Consider the following 15,833-nt stretch of genomic DNA (forward strand, 5'->3'; position numbering starts at 1 on the left):
CACTGGAAAAATCTCTTGACTTCACCGGAGGGCTCGGCGATATTTCCACTGGAAAGATAAGCCCTCCCCGCTTTTCCACCCCTACACCGGCCCCGGCCGACGATCCGAAGGAACCCCGATGAACGATGCCGTCACCCGCAGCGCCCCGCCTTCCAACATGGGCCCGATCGACTTCGAGACCGACGTCGGTCCGCTGCCGCTGAAGGGCACGCTGCCCGCCGGCCTGCGCGGCACGCTGGTGCGCAACGGCCCGAACCCGGTGGCGCCCGACCCGCGCGCCCACTGGTTCGCCGGCGACGGCATGCTGCATGCCTTCCACATCGCCGACGGCGCGGTGCACTACCGCAACCGCTGGGTGCGCACCCAGCGCTGGCAGGCCACGGTCGAAGGGCAGGAACGGCGCCGCGTCGGCTTCCAGAGCACCGAGGGCGAGGCGCCGAAGCGCGAGGACGACGGCACCGGCAACACCAACGTGATCGGCCATGCCGGCCGCATGCTCGCGCTCGAGGAAGCGCACCTGCCGATCGCGATGACGCTGCCCGGGCTCGACACGCTCGGCGCCACCGACCTCGACGGCCGCCTGCACGGCAGCTTCACGGCCCATCCCAAGACCGATCCGCGCACCGGCGAGCTGCTGTTCTTCGGCTACGGCACGCCCGCGCCGCTGTCGGCGGGCATGAGCTTCGGCAGCATCGCGGCCGACGGCCGCGTCACGCGCTTCGAGACCTTCGAGGCGCCCTACGCCAGCATGGTCCACGACTTCATGGTGACCGAGGGCCACGTGATGTTCCCGATCATGCCGATCACCGCCAGCCTCGAGCGCGCGCAGCAGGGCCGCCCGCCCTATGCCTGGGAGCCCGAGTTCGGCACCCGCGTCGGCCTGATGCCGCGCGGCGGCAGCAGCGCCGACATCGTCTGGTGGCGCGGCCCGGCCTGCTACGTGTTCCACGTGATGAATGCCTGGGAGGCCGACGGCAGCCTGTACGCCGACGTGATGCAGTTCGACACGCCGCCGCTGTTCCCGCGGCCCGACGGCTCGCCGATCGGCGCGGGCGATCCGCCCGCGCGCCTGGTGCGCTGGCAGTTCGAGCTCGCCAACCCGGCGCGCGAATTCACGCGCACCGTGCTCGATCCGCGCCCCGGCGAATTCCCGCGCATCGATGACCGCTTCGCCGGCCTGCCCTACCGCCATGGCTGGTACGTGCTGCGCGACGACGAGGGTTCCACCGAGGCGCGGCGCAACTTCGCGGGCCTCGCGCATGTCGACCATGCCAACGGCGAGCGCGGCATCTACAAACTGCCGGCGCCCGACACGATGTCGGAGGCCGTGTTCGTGCCGCGCTCGGCGCAGGCCGAGGAAGGCGATGGCTGGCTGCTCGCCACCATCTGGCGCGGCGCCAGCAACACCAGCGAGCTCGCCGTCTTCGATGCGCGCGCCGTGGCCAACGGCCCGCTGTGCACAGCCGCGCTGCCGCACCGCGTGCCCGTGGGCTTCCATGGCAACTGGTTCGATGCCGAGGGCAGCGTGCCCGGCGCCGCCGCGCAGGCCGATGCGCAACCCACCGTTCGCTTCGGAGCGTCGTCATGAGCATGCTGCTGGCCTTCGCGCCCTTCATCGTCTTCGCGCTGTTCGACCGCCTGCTCGGCGTGGTGCCCGCGCTCTCGGCCGCGGCGGCGCTGTCGGCCGTGCTGCTGCTGCGCGACTGGCTGACGCCCAAGCGCACGGTCAAGGTGCTCGAGATCGGCACCGTGCTGCTGTTCGGCGGCCTGGCCGTGTTCGCGCTCGCCACGCACACCGAGTGGTCGCTGCTCGGCGTGCGGCTGCGCGTCGACGCGGGACTGCTGCTGGTGGTGCTGGCCTCGATGGCCATCGGCCAGCCCTTCACCCTGCAGTACGCGAAGGAGCAGACGCCGCCCGAGGTCTGGGTGCTGCCGGGCTTCAAGCTGGTCAACATGGTCATCACCGCCGCCTGGGCCGTGGCCTTCGCGCTGATGGTGCTGGCCGACGTGGCGATGGTCTACCTGCCTTCGCTGCCGCTGTGGGTGGGCATCGCGGTCACGGTCGCGGCCATCGTCGGCGCGATCCGCTTCACGCAGTGGTACCCCGAGCACATGCGCGCGCGCTTCGAGGCCGCGGCCGGGGGCTGAGCGCCCGCCCCCACGGGTGGCGCGGTCGGGCCATTGGTGCCACCATGGCCGGATGACCCACACGAACCACCATCATCTCCACCATCCCACCGAGCCCGTGGCCGCGCCGCGCGGCATCGACCACATCGTGGCCGGTGTGTCGGCCAGCGATGGCGACGGCGTGAAGCTCACGCGCGTGCTCGGGCAGCCGCTGCAGAAGCGGCTCGATCCCTACCTCATGCTCGATGCCTTCGGCAGCGACAACCCCGGCGACTACGTCGGCGGCTTTCCGAACCATCCGCACCGCGGCTTCGAGACGGTCACCTACATGATCGCCGGCCGCATGCGGCACCGCGACAGCGCGGGCCACGAGGGCCTGCTCGAGAACGGCGGCGTGCAATGGATGACCGCGGGCCGCGGCCTGGTGCACAGCGAATTGCCCGAGCAGCAGGAAGGCCTGATGGAAGGCTTCCAGCTCTGGCTCAACCTGCCGGCCGACGAGAAGCTGCGCGAGCCCTGGTACCGTGACATCCAGAGCGCCGAGATCCCCGAGTTCACCACCGCCGAGGGCGTGCACGTGCGCGTGATCGCGGGCGCGAGCCATGGCATCGAGGGCGCCGTGCGGCGCGAGCGCACCGAGCCGCTGTACCTCGACATCACGCTGCCGCCGGGTGCCGAGTTCGCGCAGCCGCTGCCGCCTTCGCACAACGCGCTGGTCTACGTGTTCCGCGAATCGCTGTGGATCGCGGGCAGCGAGGTGCCGACGCGGCGCATGGCCATCCTCGCGAACGAGGCCGGCAGCGACGGCGTGCTGCTGCGCGCGGGCTCGACCAACCACAGCCCGGCGCGCGCGCTGCTGATCGCGGGCCATCCGTTGAACGAACCCATCGTGCAGTACGGCCCGTTCGTGATGAACACGCCCGAGCAGATCAAGCAGGCGGTCGACGACTTCCGCCAGGGCCGCTTCGGCTGAGCCTGCGCCGACGCGGCGGTGCGGCCTGCGCCTACCGCGTGTCGGCATGGAGGTCGGCGCACGGGGCCGGGCGAGGCTTCTACGTTGCCTGCATGCCCCCCACGATCCGAAAAGGACAGGCGCCCGCCACGCTGCAGCGCGCCGAGTTCCATGAACGCTTCATGCAGGACTTCCAGGACCCGGCCTTCCAGGCCGAGTCCGACTCGCTGCGGCGCATCGAGCTGATCGCCTGGGAGGCCTACCACGAAGGCCGCAAGGCACCCGTCACGCGCAAGGCCGGGCCCGGCTATGCCGATCCCGACTACGAGCTCTCGGTCGACTGGCTCGAGGCCAAGGCGCGCATCGACGCGGCGCACGCCAAGTGGGCCGATCCGCAGAGCCACTCGCGCGTGCTGCTGGTCAACGGCTCGCCGCGCAACGACGGCACCTGTCCCGGCGAGATCTCCAAGACCTGGCGCCTGACGCAGCTCGCGCGCGAGGTGCTCGAGGGCAGCGGCGTGAAGACCGACGTGCTCGACCTCAGCCTGCTGACCTCGGACTACGGCCGCGAGATCCATCCGTGCAAGGGCTGCGTCTCGACCGCGATGCCGCTGTGCCACTGGCCCTGCAGCTGCTATCCCAACCATTCGCTGCGCCAGACCGGCGACTGGATGAACGAGATCTACGAGCGCTGGACCGCGGCGCATGGCGTGATCGTGCTCACGCCCGCCCACTGGTACCAGGCCACGAGCCCGCTCAAGCTGATGATCGACCGCCTGGTGTGCGCCGATGGCGGCAACCCCGATCCCACCAGCACGCACGGCAAGAAGGCCGAGGAGGCCAAGGCGCTCGAGCTCGAGGGCTGGGGCTATCCCAAGCATCTCGATGGCCGTGCCTATGGCGTGGTGGTGCATGGCGACGTGGCCGGCATCGAGAGCGTGCGGCGCAACCTCTGCGACTGGCTCGACTGGATGGGGTTGGTCGACGCAGGCAGCGCGGCGCAGCTCGATCGCTACATCGGCTACTACGAGCCCTATGCCACCAGCCACGACACGCTCGATGCCGACGCCGACCTGCAGGAAGAGGTGCGCAACGTCGCGCGCGCGATGGCGCAGGCGGTGCGGCAGCTGCGCACCGGCAAGCTCAAATCGCCTGACCGGGGCCTGAAGAGGCCGCGTCCCAAGTAGCTCGCGCGCAAAAATTCACGGCCGCCCGCGCCGCCATTCACCATTCTTTACGCAGGCTCACGCGGGGCTCACGGACGGCTTACAGAAGGCTTCCACACTTCGTCTCACCAGCTGCCCATCGGCGGCGGTTCTTCGAAAGGAAGCACTCTCATGATCTCTCTCCGCCAACGCATCCTCTGGGCCGGCCTGCTGGGCTCGGCCGCCCTCGCATCGTCGGGCGCTTTCGCCCAGACGCCGGCGCCCACGACCGCGGCACCCGCCGCTGCCGTGGCGCAGGCGGATGGCGCGGCCCCGCAGCGCAAGGCCCACGCGGACCACAAGCGCATGGATCCGGCTAAGCGTTTCGAACGCATGCAGGAACATCGCGCCAAGCGTCTCGCGGCCCTCAAGGACAAGCTGAAGCTCAATGCCTCGCAGGAAAGCGCCTGGTCCAGCTACACCGGCGCGACGCAGTTCTCCGGTCCGCGTCCCGATGGCCAGCGCATGACCCGCGCCGACTTCGCCAAGCTGACCACGCCGCAGCGCATCGAACGCATGCAGGCCCGCCAGGCCGAACGCAGCGCGATGTTCGCCAAGCGCGCCGACGCCACGAAGTCCTTCTATGCCGCGCTGACGCCCGAGCAGCAGAAGACCTTCGACGCCGAGACCCTGCACTTCGGCGGCCACCGCTTCCATCGCGGCGGCCACCACGGCGGCCCCGACGCCCAACCGGCCAAGGGTTGAGCCCCGGCCCTCGGCGCCGTCGCCGAGGATGGCTCATGACGAAGGCCCGCAACGCTTCACGCGTTGCGGGCCTTTGTTCTGGGCGATCCGATTACTTCGGCGTGCCGGTCTTCTCGGTCGGGTTGGTCGGCACCTCCGGACGCTCGCCCGGCTGGCCGAAATGCGGCTTCACCTTGCGCGCCTGCTGGCTCACCTGCCAGCGCGATTGCTCGCCGGTCGGTGCCGTCACCATGTTCGGCTGGCCGTTCATCACGGTGCTGGCCTCGCCCTTGGGCACCAGGTTGTTGGTGTTGTTGCGGTTGTGCGCACGGGCCTCGGCGCGCACGGTCTCGAGCGACACCGGCGCATTGCCGTCGGGCTGCTGCGTGGGATTGGCCACGCCGGTCGGCGATTGCGTGCTGGCCTGGCCGCCCAGCGCCGGATCGGGTGCCGCGGGCATCGAGGAGGTCTGCGCCATCGCAAAGCCGCCCGCGCCCATCAGGCCGGCCAGCAGGGTCGCTCGAAGAAGTCGTTGCTGTGCGTGTTTCATGATCGGTTTCCTTTGCGTCTCGATAGATGGTGTGAAGAAATCGCGGACGCCTTTCCCGACGTCCTGAATTCACCGTAGGAGCCGCTCCGTTCGGGCCTTGTGGGGGTGCGTCAGGGCTGCCTGTAGGAGCCGGCCGGCCGCGCGCGAAGGCGCCGCGAGCCTGTCGCGTCGGAGGGCTGGAGGCGCCACGAGAAGGTGGCGCGTTCCTACAGGCGGGCACGGATCGAGCACGTACAACCCGAAATCCGATGTCCTCCACACCGATCTTCACGAACGAATCCGTCGCCAACGCGGAAGCCGCCCACGCGGTGGGTGCGAATCCGCCCGGCCCCGTCACCGCGGCCGGACTCGCGGCCGCGCCCGTGTCGTTGAAGGTCATGACGGTGAACACCCACAAGGGCTTCACCGCGCTCAACCGCAAGTTCATCCTGCCCGAGCTGCGCGACGCGGTTCGTACCGTGGGCGCCGACGTGGTGTTCCTGCAGGAGGTGCTGGGCACCCATTCGCGCCATTCGCGCCGTGTGAGCAACTGGCCCGAGGCGCCGCACTACGAATTCCTGGCCGACACGATGTGGCCGCAGTTCGCCTACGGGCGCAACGCGGTCTATCCCAAGGGCCACCACGGCAATGCGCTGTTGTCGAAGTTTCCGATCGTGCACCACCGCAACCACGACGTGTCGGTGGCCGGGCCCGAGAAGCGCGGGCTGTTGCACTGCGTGCTGCGGCTGCCGGGCCGCACGGTCGACGTGCATGCGATCTGTGCCCACCTCGGCCTGGCCGAGGCGCACCGGCAGCAGCAGCTCGAGCTCTTGTGCCACATCGTGCGCGACGAGGTGCCGGCCGACGCGCCGCTGATCGTGGCCGGCGACTTCAACGACTGGCGCGGCCGCGCGCATGCGACCCTGGCCGAGGGCGCGTCGCTGCGCGAGGTGTTCGTGCATGCGCACGGCCACGCGGCCAAGACCTTCCCTTCGCGTTTCCCGGTGCTGCCGCTGGACCGCATCTACGTGCGCAATGCCGGCGTGCACGCGCCGGTGGTGCTGCCGCGCCGGCCCTGGTCGCACCTGTCCGACCACGCGCCGCTGGTGGCCGAGATCGATCTCTGAAAGCGCATCCATCCATGAGCAACGGCAACCACTGGGTCGCGGGCAACCGCATCGAACTGCTCGAGAACGGCGAGCAGTTCTTCCCGCGCGTGTTCGAGGCGATCCGCGCGGCACGACGCGAAGTGGTCATCGAGACCTTCATCCTGTTCGAGGACAAGGTGGGCCTCGACTTGCACGCCGCCATGTGCGAGGCCGCTCGGCGCGGCGTGAAGGTCGACCTGATGATCGACGGCTTCGGTTCGCCCGACCTCTCGCGCGAGTTCCTCGAGGAATTGAGCAGCGCCGGCGTGAAGGTGCGCGTGTTCGATCCGGGCCATCGCTTCCTGGGCCAGCGGCTCAACGTGTTCCGCCGCATGCACCGCAAGATCGTGGTGATCGACGGCGAGCGCGCCTTCGTCGGCGGCATCAACTATTCGGCCGACCACCTGATGGACTTCGGCCCGAAGGCCAAGCAGGACTACGCGGTCGAACTCGCCGGGCCGATCGTGGCGCAGATCCACCACTTCGCGCTGCGCGCGATCGCGGTCGGCGGCAAGGGGCCGGGCTGGTTCCGGCGCCGGCTCAGGCAGGCGCCGCCCGTGGGCGACACGGTGGCCGGCGAGGCCGAGGTGATGTTCGTCACGCGCGACAACCGGCATCACACCAACGACATCGAGCGCCACTACCGCGCCGCGATCCGCAGCGCGCGCGAGCGCATCGTGATCGCCAACGCCTACTTCTTCCCGGGCTACCGGCTCATCAAGGAACTGCGGCGCGCGGCGCGGCGCGGCGTCGACGTGCGGCTGATCCTGCAGGGCGAGCCCGACATGCCGATCGTGAAGACGGCCGCGAGCATGCTCTACCACCACCTGCTGCATGCGGGCGTGCGCATCTACGAATACTGCGAGCGGCCGCTGCATGGCAAGGTCGCGCTGATGGACGACCGCTGGAGCACCGTGGGCTCGAGCAACCTCGATCCGCTGAGCCTGTCGCTCAACCTCGAGGCCAACGTGGTGGTGCGCGACGCGGCCTTCAACACGCTGCTGCACGAGCGCCTCGACCACCTGATGCAACACAGCTGCAAGCAGATCGACACCGCCGACCTCGCGAGCGAATGGAGCGGCTGGCGGCTGGTGCGCAGCTTCTTCATCTTCCACTTGATGCGCTGGTATCCCTCGCTGCTGGGCTGGCTGCCGCGCCACGTGCCGCGGCTGAAGCCGGTGGAGGTCACCGACCTCGGCGACCGGCGACGCAAGAACCACGGCGACGGCGTCGAGGGCGCGCCCGCGTCGACGGAGGCCGCATGACGATGGCGGCTGGCGGCCGCCTGCATGCGTTGCCCGCCAGCGGCTGGCGCCGCGCCTGGCCCTGGGCCAGGCGAACGCTGGTGTGGGGCTTCTTCGGGCTCGTGGCCTGGCTGCTCGTGAGCCAGGCGCGTTCCATCGACTGGCACGAGGTCGGCGACGCGATCGCCGCGCTGCCGCCCCTCACGCTGCTCGGCGCGGGCCTGCTCGCGGCCTGCAGCTTCGCGCTCTACAGCACCTACGACCTGCTGGGGCGCCACCTCACGGGCCACCCCTTGCGTGCCGGCACGGTGATGGGCGTGACCTTCATCAGCTACGCCTTCAACCTCAACCTCGGTTCGCTGGTCGGCGGCGTGGCCTTCCGCTACCGGCTCTATTCGCGGCTGGGGTTGCGCAACGACACCATCACGCGCGTGCTGGGCTTCAGCATGCTCACCAACTGGATCGGCTACCTGGTGGTGGCCGGCGCCGCGTTCTTCTTCTGGCCGCTGGGCCTGCCGCCCGCGTGGAAGGTGGATGGCGAGGAGTTGCGGCTGTTGGGCGCGGCGCTGCTGGTGCTGGCCGCGATCTATCTGCTGGTGTGCGCCTTCGCGCATGGGAAGCGCTGGCATGTGCGCGGGCACGAGCTGCGCACGCCGACTCTGCGCATGGCGCTGCTGCAGTTCCTGCTGTCGTGCGCCAACTGGTCGCTGATCGGTGGCGTGATCTGGCTGCTGCTGCAGGGCCAGGTCGCCTATCCGCAGGTGCTGGCCGTGCTGCTGGTGGCCGCGGTGGCCGGCGTGATCACGCACGTGCCGGCGGGGCTCGGCGTGTTGGAAGCGGTGTTCGTCGCGCTCCTGGCGCACCAGGTGGCCGAGGCGCAGTTGCTGGCCGCGCTGCTCGCCTACCGCGGCCTCTACTACCTGCTGCCGCTGGTGGTCGCCACGCTGGCCTACTTCGCGACCGAGTTGCGCGCGCGGCGCGGGCGCCGGGCCCGCATCGCGCATCAGAAGTGATAGGTGTAGCGCACCCGCACGAAGTTCTCGCCGGGGTTGGGCTTCTTGATGCCGCCGTTGGAGAAGTGCTGCACGCGCAGCGACAGGTCGTGTTCCCCATGCTCGCCAAAGCTGCGGCCCACGCCGAGCACTTCGGTGAACTGGAACGCGGTGCTGAAGCTGCGGTCGGGCGTCCGGTAGACATGGTCCATCACGCTGCCGCCCACGCCGCCTTCGACGTACCAGGGCGAGCTGCCGTGCGCGAAGCGCCAGCGCCAGGTGTAGATGGCGCCGATCTGCACGTAGTCGCGCCGGCCGTCGTCGAGCGCGGGTGCGTGCCAATCGCTGAGGAAGACGTCCCAGTAGGTGGTGAGCGCGCCTTCCTGCACCGGCTGTCGCGGTGACCAGGGCAGCGTCATCCCGACGGTGAAGGCATTGGTGCTGCCCATCTGGCCGTGGGGGGCGCGTCCGCCTTCCACGTAGAAGCCGCGCTGGCTGTCCTCGAAGGCGTGGGCGCTGCTGCCCAGCAAGCCCAGCAGTCCGGCCAGCGCGGCGGCACGGAGCGGGGTGGAAGCGTTGAATCTCATGATCCGGATCGCCAAAGCGAATGATGAAAACTGAAGGTCATATTCACTTTGCGTTCAGTTTCGTGTCGTGCCGCTACGCGATTTCCACGTCGAGAAGTAGGACTTCATCACCAAAGCTGCAAAACGCCACGGAATGCGCTCAGGTTCTTGTTGCACTGCAGCATTCGCCATGCGGCAGGCCTATAGTGGGCCGATCTCCCTCGCAGGCATTACGCCGCTCCCCACGATGTCGTCCACTTCTTCCCTTCCTTCCTTCAGCGTTTCGTCATGGCCGCTGTGGCCGCTGCGCGAATGGACCGAGCTCGCGCTCAAGACGCAGGAGATGCTGCTGTCGTCGGGCACCGTGATCCGCCTGCGCACCGAGCGCATCGCGCAGGCGGGGCTCGCGCCGAGTGCCGACGACCTGGTCGAATTCCGGCGCATGGGCGACGAGAAGCTCGAGGCCGCGCATGCCTCGGGTTTCGCGATGGCGCGGCAATGGCACAGCAGCCAGATCGGCCTCGCGAGCCGCATCTGCCAGCAGTGCCTGCATGGCGCCGCGGCCTTTCTCTCGCTCGCCGGCAGCGTCACGCCGGCACAGGCGGCCGAGCATGGCGATGCGCTGATCCGCGCGGCTTCGCGCGCCGCGAACGCGGCCCAGCGCTGGCCGAACAGCACGGCGCGCATCGCGAGCGAGGGATTGAAGCCGATCCACGCGGTGGCCACCGCCAACGCACGGCGGCTCGGCGCGCAGCAGGCCGCAAGCTGAGCCTCGCTCAGCCGCGCGCCGGCATCAGCGTCAGCAGCGTGATCTCGGACGGGGCGCCGAAGCGCTTGGGGGGGCCCCAGTAGCCGGTGCCGCGGCTCACGTAGATCCACATGTCCTGCAGCCGGTGCAGGCCCGCGGTGAAGGGCTGCTGCATCGGCACGAACAGGTTCCACGGGAAGAACTGGCCGCCGTGCGTGTGGCCCGAGAGCTGCAGCTGGAAGCCGGCCGCGGCCGCCTTCGGTGCGCTGCGCGGCTGGTGCGCGAGCAGCACGCGCGTGTGCACCAGCGGCGGTGCGTCGTCGAGCGCGCGCTGCGGATCGCTCTCGTGCGAGGCATCGAAGTGGCCGGCCGTGTAGTCGGTCACGCCGGCCAGCACCAGCTGGCTCTCGAAGGTTTCCTCGTCGTTCTGCGCGCCGCGCACGTTGCGCGTCTGCAGCACCACGTGCTCGTTGAGCAGCACCTGCAGGCCGAGGCGGCGCAGTTCGTCGATCCAGGCATGGGCGCCCGCGTAGTACTCGTGATTGCCGGTCACCACGAAGGTGCCGTGGCGCGCGCGCAGCCCGGCCAATGGCGCGATGTGCTCGCGCAGCTCGGGCACGGTGCCGTCGACCAGGTCGCCGGTGATCGCGATCGCGTCGGCGCCGAGCCGGTTCACCGCGTCGACGATGCGCTGGATGTAGCTGTTGCGGATGGTCGGGCCGACGTGGATGTCGCTGAGCTGCACGATCGTGAAGCCCTTGAGCGCGGCCGGCAGGCCGCGGATCGGCACATCGACGTGCTTCACGTCCGCGGTGCGGCGCGCATTGACGAAGCCGATCAGCGAGACCAGGGTGGCCAGCGCGAACACGGCCAGCGCGCTCCAGGGCCGCAGCGTGTCCCACGGCACCGCGAGGCCGGCCACGCGCTGCGCGACCCAGGTCAGCAGCAGGCCGGCGTCGCGCACCAGCGTCAGCACGAACAGCGACGAGAACCAGCCCATGCTCAGCAGGCCGGTCCATTGCAATACGGAGTGCAGCGGCTTCTTGCGCGGCGCATGCCGCGACAGGAAGGGCAGCGGAATGGTCAGCGCCGACACCACCAGCGCCAGCAGGCCGATCGGCCAGGCCGGCGTGAGCCCCGCGGCCGCGGGCAGCAGACGCAGGGCGATGTAGGCATGCAGGAGCGCGGTCAACACGCTCAGGGGACGGATCGGCATCGGGGCAATGGGTTCGGGCACTGCCCGGGACACGTCATCTGCAAGGCGCATGCCGTGCATTCAAGTCGCCGCCACGCTATTTTTTCAGTAGCGCAGCATGCCGGGATGACGGGTGCCGGGGTGCGGACGGCGACGTGAGCGCCTGCACCCGGCATCCGTGCCGCCGTGCCTTCGTGCGCTTACTGCACCGCGCGCGTGCCGGCGGCGGCCATGTCGGTGCCCGCCGGCCAGAGGAAGGTGGCCTTGGTGGGCGTGCCGAACACCACCTGCAGCGGCTGCTTGAGCGTCTGGCCGCGCAGCGTGGCCTCGACCTGGTAGCTGCCGGGCTCGAGGCGCGCCACCATGAACGGTCCGCCCGCCACCACGTTGTCGAGCAGCGCCACGCCGCGGCCATCGCGCACCGTCACGTGCACGTCGGCCGCGAAGTCCGCGCCCTGGTGGTCCTTGATCGCGAATTCGAAGCTCGCCGGCCAGCGCGGCAGGACCGTTTCCATCAGCTTCGCCTCGTCGCTGCCGATGCCGCCGCTCATGTATTCGATGCCGTGCGACATGCGGATCGGCGGGTTGAACGCGGCTTGCGCGGAGGTGGCGAGCGCGCCGAACGCGAGGGCGCCGCACAGCAGGGCGGCGGCCAGCGGCCGCGCGCGCGGTGAAATCCGGGGGGTCATGATCAGTCCTTTCTTTCCATGCTCTCGTGGCGGAAAACCACGGCGCCACTGTGCGGCGCACGGCTTAGACAGGACTTAACGAAACGGCGCGGCGGGTGGCCGCCGGCCGTGGAGGCGGCTCGGCGCCTCAGCGCGCGGCGCTGGTCTGCGCCATCGCCTGCGTTTCGGGCTGCGGCGGCAGCACCGAGGCCATGTCGAAGTTCGACGGCCACATGAAGGTCGCCTTCGACGGGATGCCCGCGAACACCACCAGCGGCTGCGTCAGCGTGAGGCCGCCGAGCGTGACGTTGACGTCGTAGGCGCCCGGGTCGAGCCGCGCGAGCATGTACGGGCCCTGCGACAGCGCTTCCATGATCGCTCGGCCGGTGTAGCGCTCGCGCACCTCGACCTTGGCGCGGGCCGGGAAGCTCGCGCGCTGCGCGGGGCTGCCGTTGATGCCCAGTTCGATCGTGGCGGCCCAGCGCGGCGCGACCATCTGCATGAATGCAGCTTCGTCCTTGTTGGTGCCGCCGCACATGTATTCGACGCCCTGGGCGGTCTGGATGGGCGGATTCGGGGCAGCGTGGGCCGGAAGGGTCGCGCCGAGGATGGCGGCCGTGCCGCACGTTGCAAGGACGGCCAGGGACCGGCGGAAACGCATGGATTTCATTGCTTCGATGTCCTCGATCAGGGTGACGCGGAATTCGTCGAGGATTTTGCTTAGCAAGACTCGGGCTAGATATAGCGTTTACGAGGAACGATCCTCGCCGAGGCTTTGAACGCTATTGTTTTAATAGCTGGTGACGGGCTTGTGACAAGCGTTTACAGCCTGTGTGGCGATCTACCCTCAGACAAACCCTTGGGTCCCGCCGCGAGCGGCCTGCGTTGCGTGCGCGCACTCCGCCGCGAGGCGGCATGGGAATGGTGCGAAGGGGCCGGGCGCGGCGATCGGGCGCCCCATGAAAAACGCCGCCGGGTGCGAACCACGGCGGCGTGACGGTGAGGGCGGAAATCGACTCAGACGTCGATGTTCGCCGCCCGCAGCGCGTTCTGCTCGATGAACTCGCGGCGCGGCTCCACCTCGTCGCCCATCAGCATCGTGAACACGCGGTCGGCTTCGATCGCGTCGTCGATCTGCACGCGCAGCAGGCGCCGCACGGTCGGGTCCATGGTGGTCTCCCACAGCTGCTCGGGGTTCATCTCGCCCAGGCCCTTGTAGCGCTGGCGCGCGGTGGCGCGCTCGGCCTCGCCGATCAGCCACAGCATGGCCTGGCGGAAATCGAACACCTTCTCTTCCTTGGCGCGCTCGCCCTCGCCGCGGCGCACCACGGCGCCCTCGGGGCTCAGCAGGTTGCGGAAGGTGTCGGCGGCGCCGGACAGCGCGGCGTAGTCGGCGCCGTGCACGAAGTCCTGCGTGATCACGCTGCTCTTGATGTTGCCGTGGTGGCGGCGGCTGATGCGCAGCAGCGGCTTGTCGGTGCGGGCGTCGAACTCGTTGCTGACCTCGGCCGGCACGCCGGTGGTGTTGAGCTCGCGCAGCTTGGCCTGCAGTGCCACGGCCGAGGCCTCGGCCGCGGGCGTGGTGTCGAGGTCGAGCGCCACGCCGTCGGCGATGGCGCGCAGGGCCTCGGCGTCCATGAAGTTGCGCAGCCGGTGGATCACGGCCTCGGCCACCTGGTGCTTGCGCGCCAGCTCTGCCAGCGTGTCGCCGCTGAGCGTGTGGGAGGTGGCGCCGCCGGTCTCGATGCTGGCGTCCTTCAGCGCGACCTTGAGCAGGAAGGCGTCGAGCGCATTGCCGTCCTTCAGGTACTGCTCTTCCTTGCCGACCTTGACCTTGTACAGCGGCGGCTGCGCGATGTAGATGTGGCCGCGCTCGACCAGCTCGGGCATCTGGCGGTAGAAGAAGGTCAGCAGCAGCGTGCGGATGTGGGCGCCGTCCACGTCGGCGTCGGTCATGATGATGATGCGGTGGTAGCGCAGCTTGGCGACGTTGAAGTCGTCGGCGCCGCCGCCCGCGGTGGTCGCGCCGGCACGGCCGATGCCGGTGCCCAGGGCGGTGATCATCGTGAGGATTTCGTTGCTGGTCAGCAGCTTCTCGTAGCGCGCCTTCTCGACGTTCAGGATCTTGCCGCGCAGCGGCAGGATGGCCTGGAACTTCCGGTCGCGGCCCTGCTTGGCGGAACCGCCGGCGGAGTCGCCCTCCACCAGGTAGACCTCGCACAGCGCCGGGTCCTTCTCCTGGCAGTCGGCCAGCTTGCCCGGCAGGCCCATGCCGTCGAGCACGCCCTTGCGGCGCGTCATCTCGCGCGCCTTGCGCGCGGCTTCGCGGGCACGGGCAGCCTCGACGATCTTGCCGCAGATGATCTTGGCGTCGTTCGGGCGTTCCTGCAGGTAGTCGGTCAGCAGGCGGCCGACGATGTCCTCCACCGGCGCGCGCACTTCGCTGGACACCAGCTTGTCCTTGGTCTGGCTCGAGAACTTGGGCTCGGGCACCTTCACGCTCAGCACGCAGCACAGGCCTTCGCGCATGTCGTCACCGGTGACCTCGACCTTGGCCTTCTTTGCGAACTCGTTCTCTTCGATGTACTTGTTGATGACGCGGGTCATCGCGGCGCGCAGGCCCGTGAGGTGGGTGCCGCCGTCGCGCTGCGGGATGTTGTTGGTGAAGCAGAGCACCTGCTCGTTGTAGCCGCTGTTCCACTGCATCGCGACCTCGACGCCGATGTGCGTGCCGGGGATGCCGCCGTAGGTGTCGGCCGGCTTCTCGCCCTCGGCGTAGAACGAGTTCGGGTGCAGGACGGTCTTGCCCTTGTTGATGAACTCGACGAAGCCGCGCACGCCGCCGGCGCCCGAGAAGTCGTCTTCCTTGCCGCTGCGCTCGTCCTTCAGGCGGATGCGCACGCCGTTGTTCAGGAAGCTCAGCTCGCGCAGGCGCTTGGAGAGGATCTCGTAGTGGAAATCGTTGTTCTCCTTGAAGATTTCCGTGTCGGGCAGGAAATGGACCTCGGTGCCGCGCTTGTCGGTGTCGCCGATGATCTTCATCGGCGAGACCTCGAAGCCGTTCACGGTTTCGAGCAGGCGGTTCTGCACGAAGCCGCGGCTGAACTCGAGCTCGTGGATCTTGCCTTCGCGCCGTACCACCAGGCGCAGCATCACGCTCAGCGCGTTCACGCAACTCACGCCCACGCCGTGCAGGCCGCCCGAGACCTTGTAGCTGTTCTGGTTGAACTTGCCGCCCGCGTGCAGCTCGGTCAGCGCGATCTCGGCGGCCGAGCGCTTGGGCTCGTGCTTGTCGTCCATCTTCACGCCGGTCGGGATGCCGCGGCCGTTGTCGGTCACCGAGATCGAGTTGTCGGAATGGATGGTGACGACGATGTCGTCGCAGTGGCCGGCGAGCGCTTCGTCGATGGAGTTGTCGACGACTTCGAACACCAGGTGGTGCAGGCCGGTGCCGTCGGAGGTGTCGCCGATGTACATGCCGGGGCGCTTGCGAACGGCCTCGAGGCCTTCGAGGATCGTGATCGAGCCTTCGCCATAGGAGGTGTCGGGCGTGACTTCGATCGGCACCGCGTTGTCGATCTCGGGTGTGTAGACCGGTTCGGTGTGCGGCACTTCCGGCTTGTTCTCTTCTGCGCTCATTCGGATATTCCTCTATCTCTCACGGATTCACGGGGTCCACGGACTCGCGGGCACCCGGTTTTTCAGGCCTCTTGAAAGCGCAAACCCGCGGGGGCGAACCGCGGGTTGTGTGCGCCAGGGCGCTGCGACGATGCGG

Annotated in this window: 15 protein-coding genes; 9 read left to right on the top strand and 6 right to left on the bottom strand. The window is 69.1% G+C overall.

Annotation, left to right across the window (positions count from 1 at the left end; genetic code table 11):
• The first annotated feature begins 118 nt into the window (after window positions 1–118).
• The 5 genes from AC07RV_RS15215 to AC07RV_RS15235 all read left to right on the top strand — a co-directional run bounded on the left by AC07RV_RS15215 (window position 119) and on the right by AC07RV_RS15235 (window position 4,989).
• On the top strand, window positions 119–1,588 hold the full coding sequence (locus AC07RV_RS15215; RefSeq protein ID WP_296788358.1) for a carotenoid oxygenase family protein: 1,470 nt from the start codon (window positions 119–121) through the stop codon (window positions 1,586–1,588).
• Window positions 1,585–2,148, top strand: coding sequence for a hypothetical protein (locus AC07RV_RS15220; RefSeq protein ID WP_296788355.1), 564 nt, complete (start codon window positions 1,585–1,587; stop codon window positions 2,146–2,148). The genes AC07RV_RS15215 and AC07RV_RS15220 overlap by 4 nt, the downstream gene beginning before the upstream one ends.
• Before the next feature lie 52 nt (window positions 2,149–2,200).
• Window positions 2,201–3,100: a pirin family protein gene (locus AC07RV_RS15225; RefSeq protein ID WP_057591842.1), complete on the top strand. Its 900-nt coding sequence runs from the start codon at window positions 2,201–2,203 to the stop codon at window positions 3,098–3,100.
• Between the two features lie 92 nt (window positions 3,101–3,192).
• Window positions 3,193–4,266 (top strand): flavodoxin family protein, encoded by a 1,074-nt coding sequence (locus tag AC07RV_RS15230; RefSeq protein WP_296788353.1) that lies wholly within the window; start codon window positions 3,193–3,195, stop codon window positions 4,264–4,266.
• Between the two features lie 150 nt (window positions 4,267–4,416).
• Window positions 4,417–4,989: a Spy/CpxP family protein refolding chaperone gene (locus tag AC07RV_RS15235; RefSeq protein WP_093343608.1), complete on the top strand. Its 573-nt coding sequence runs from the start codon at window positions 4,417–4,419 to the stop codon at window positions 4,987–4,989.
• Between the two features lie 91 nt (window positions 4,990–5,080).
• On the opposite strand, the gene AC07RV_RS15240 is transcribed toward AC07RV_RS15235, so the two are convergent.
• Window positions 5,081–5,518 carry a serine/threonine protein kinase gene (locus tag AC07RV_RS15240; RefSeq protein WP_093343607.1) on the bottom strand — a complete coding sequence of 146 codons (438 nt, stop codon included), beginning with the start codon at window positions 5,516–5,518 and terminating at the stop codon, window positions 5,081–5,083.
• 377 nt (window positions 5,519–5,895) lie between these two features.
• On the opposite strand from AC07RV_RS15240, the gene AC07RV_RS15245 reads away from it, so the two are divergent.
• From AC07RV_RS15245 to AC07RV_RS15255, 3 genes are read left to right on the top strand one after another with little or no spacing between them, the layout of a single operon-like run.
• The gene (locus tag AC07RV_RS15245) at window positions 5,896–6,624 is read left to right on the top strand and encodes an endonuclease/exonuclease/phosphatase family protein (protein ID WP_172705372.1); all 729 of its coding nucleotides are present in this window, start codon (window positions 5,896–5,898) and stop codon (window positions 6,622–6,624) included.
• Window positions 6,625–6,638: 14 nt separating this feature from the next.
• The gene (gene clsB / locus AC07RV_RS15250; protein ID WP_093343605.1) at window positions 6,639–7,910 is read left to right on the top strand and encodes a cardiolipin synthase ClsB; all 1,272 of its coding nucleotides are present in this window, start codon (window positions 6,639–6,641) and stop codon (window positions 7,908–7,910) included.
• Entirely contained in the window at window positions 7,907–8,902 is a 996-nt protein-coding gene (locus AC07RV_RS15255) for a lysylphosphatidylglycerol synthase domain-containing protein (RefSeq protein ID WP_296788350.1), read from the top strand. Before clsB ends, AC07RV_RS15255 begins: the two co-directional genes overlap by 4 nt.
• Here the strand turns inward: AC07RV_RS15255 and AC07RV_RS15260 are convergent.
• Entirely contained in the window at window positions 8,893–9,468 is a 576-nt protein-coding gene (locus tag AC07RV_RS15260) for an acyloxyacyl hydrolase (protein WP_296788348.1), read from the bottom strand. The genes AC07RV_RS15255 and AC07RV_RS15260 overlap by 10 nt on opposite strands.
• A 226-nt stretch (window positions 9,469–9,694) precedes the next feature.
• Between AC07RV_RS15260 and AC07RV_RS15265 the strand changes: the two genes are divergently transcribed.
• Window positions 9,695–10,216 (top strand): polyhydroxyalkanoate granule-associated phasin, encoded by a 522-nt coding sequence (locus tag AC07RV_RS15265; RefSeq protein WP_203203486.1) that lies wholly within the window; start codon window positions 9,695–9,697, stop codon window positions 10,214–10,216.
• Between the two features lie 7 nt (window positions 10,217–10,223).
• Here the strand turns inward: AC07RV_RS15265 and AC07RV_RS15270 are convergent, their stop codons facing one another.
• The 4 genes from AC07RV_RS15270 to gyrB form a co-directional block, all read right to left on the bottom strand.
• Window positions 10,224–11,471: a metallophosphoesterase gene (locus AC07RV_RS15270; RefSeq protein ID WP_296788345.1), complete on the bottom strand. Its 1,248-nt coding sequence runs from the start codon at window positions 11,469–11,471 to the stop codon at window positions 10,224–10,226.
• Between the two features lie 119 nt (window positions 11,472–11,590).
• On the bottom strand, window positions 11,591–12,079 hold the full coding sequence (locus tag AC07RV_RS15275) for a hypothetical protein (protein ID WP_093343599.1): 489 nt from the start codon (window positions 12,077–12,079) through the stop codon (window positions 11,591–11,593).
• A 127-nt stretch (window positions 12,080–12,206) separates the two neighbouring features.
• Complete coding sequence (locus tag AC07RV_RS15280; protein WP_093344147.1) at window positions 12,207–12,728, bottom strand: hypothetical protein; 522 nt, start codon at window positions 12,726–12,728, stop codon at window positions 12,207–12,209.
• A 347-nt stretch (window positions 12,729–13,075) separates the two neighbouring features.
• Complete coding sequence (gene gyrB / locus AC07RV_RS15285) at window positions 13,076–15,697, bottom strand: DNA topoisomerase (ATP-hydrolyzing) subunit B (protein WP_093343598.1); 2,622 nt, start codon at window positions 15,695–15,697, stop codon at window positions 13,076–13,078.
• Between the last annotated feature and the right edge of the window lie 136 nt (window positions 15,698–15,833).

The sequence above is a fragment of the Variovorax sp. GW821-FHT09B01 genome (assembly GCF_059418345.1).

What these genes read in the sequence shown, in the direction of transcription:
- AC07RV_RS15255 (WP_296788350.1), top strand. Translation starts at nt 7,907, where the DNA reads ATGACGATGGCGGCTGGCGGCCGCCTGCATGCGTTGCCCGCCAGCGGC.
- AC07RV_RS15220 (WP_296788355.1), top strand. Translation starts at nt 1,585, where the DNA reads ATGAGCATGCTGCTGGCCTTCGCGCCCTTCATCGTCTTCGCGCTGTTC.
- AC07RV_RS15275 (WP_093343599.1), bottom strand. Translation starts at nt 12,079, where the DNA reads ATGACCCCCCGGATTTCACCGCGCGCGCGGCCGCTGGCCGCCGCCCTG.
- clsB (WP_093343605.1), top strand. Translation starts at nt 6,639, where the DNA reads ATGAGCAACGGCAACCACTGGGTCGCGGGCAACCGCATCGAACTGCTC.
- AC07RV_RS15235 (WP_093343608.1), top strand. Translation starts at nt 4,417, where the DNA reads ATGATCTCTCTCCGCCAACGCATCCTCTGGGCCGGCCTGCTGGGCTCG.
- AC07RV_RS15270 (WP_296788345.1), bottom strand. Translation starts at nt 11,471, where the DNA reads ATGCACGGCATGCGCCTTGCAGATGACGTGTCCCGGGCAGTGCCCGAA.
- AC07RV_RS15225 (WP_057591842.1), top strand. Translation starts at nt 2,201, where the DNA reads ATGACCCACACGAACCACCATCATCTCCACCATCCCACCGAGCCCGTG.
- AC07RV_RS15280 (WP_093344147.1), bottom strand. Translation starts at nt 12,728, where the DNA reads ATGAAATCCATGCGTTTCCGCCGGTCCCTGGCCGTCCTTGCAACGTGC.
- AC07RV_RS15230 (WP_296788353.1), top strand. Translation starts at nt 3,193, where the DNA reads ATGCCCCCCACGATCCGAAAAGGACAGGCGCCCGCCACGCTGCAGCGC.
- AC07RV_RS15260 (WP_296788348.1), bottom strand. Translation starts at nt 9,468, where the DNA reads ATGAGATTCAACGCTTCCACCCCGCTCCGTGCCGCCGCGCTGGCCGGA.
- AC07RV_RS15240 (WP_093343607.1), bottom strand. Translation starts at nt 5,518, where the DNA reads ATGAAACACGCACAGCAACGACTTCTTCGAGCGACCCTGCTGGCCGGC.
- AC07RV_RS15245 (WP_172705372.1), top strand. Translation starts at nt 5,896, where the DNA reads ATGACGGTGAACACCCACAAGGGCTTCACCGCGCTCAACCGCAAGTTC.
- AC07RV_RS15215 (WP_296788358.1), top strand. Translation starts at nt 119, where the DNA reads ATGAACGATGCCGTCACCCGCAGCGCCCCGCCTTCCAACATGGGCCCG.
- gyrB (WP_093343598.1), bottom strand. Translation starts at nt 15,697, where the DNA reads ATGAGCGCAGAAGAGAACAAGCCGGAAGTGCCGCACACCGAACCGGTC.
- AC07RV_RS15265 (WP_203203486.1), top strand. Translation starts at nt 9,695, where the DNA reads ATGTCGTCCACTTCTTCCCTTCCTTCCTTCAGCGTTTCGTCATGGCCG.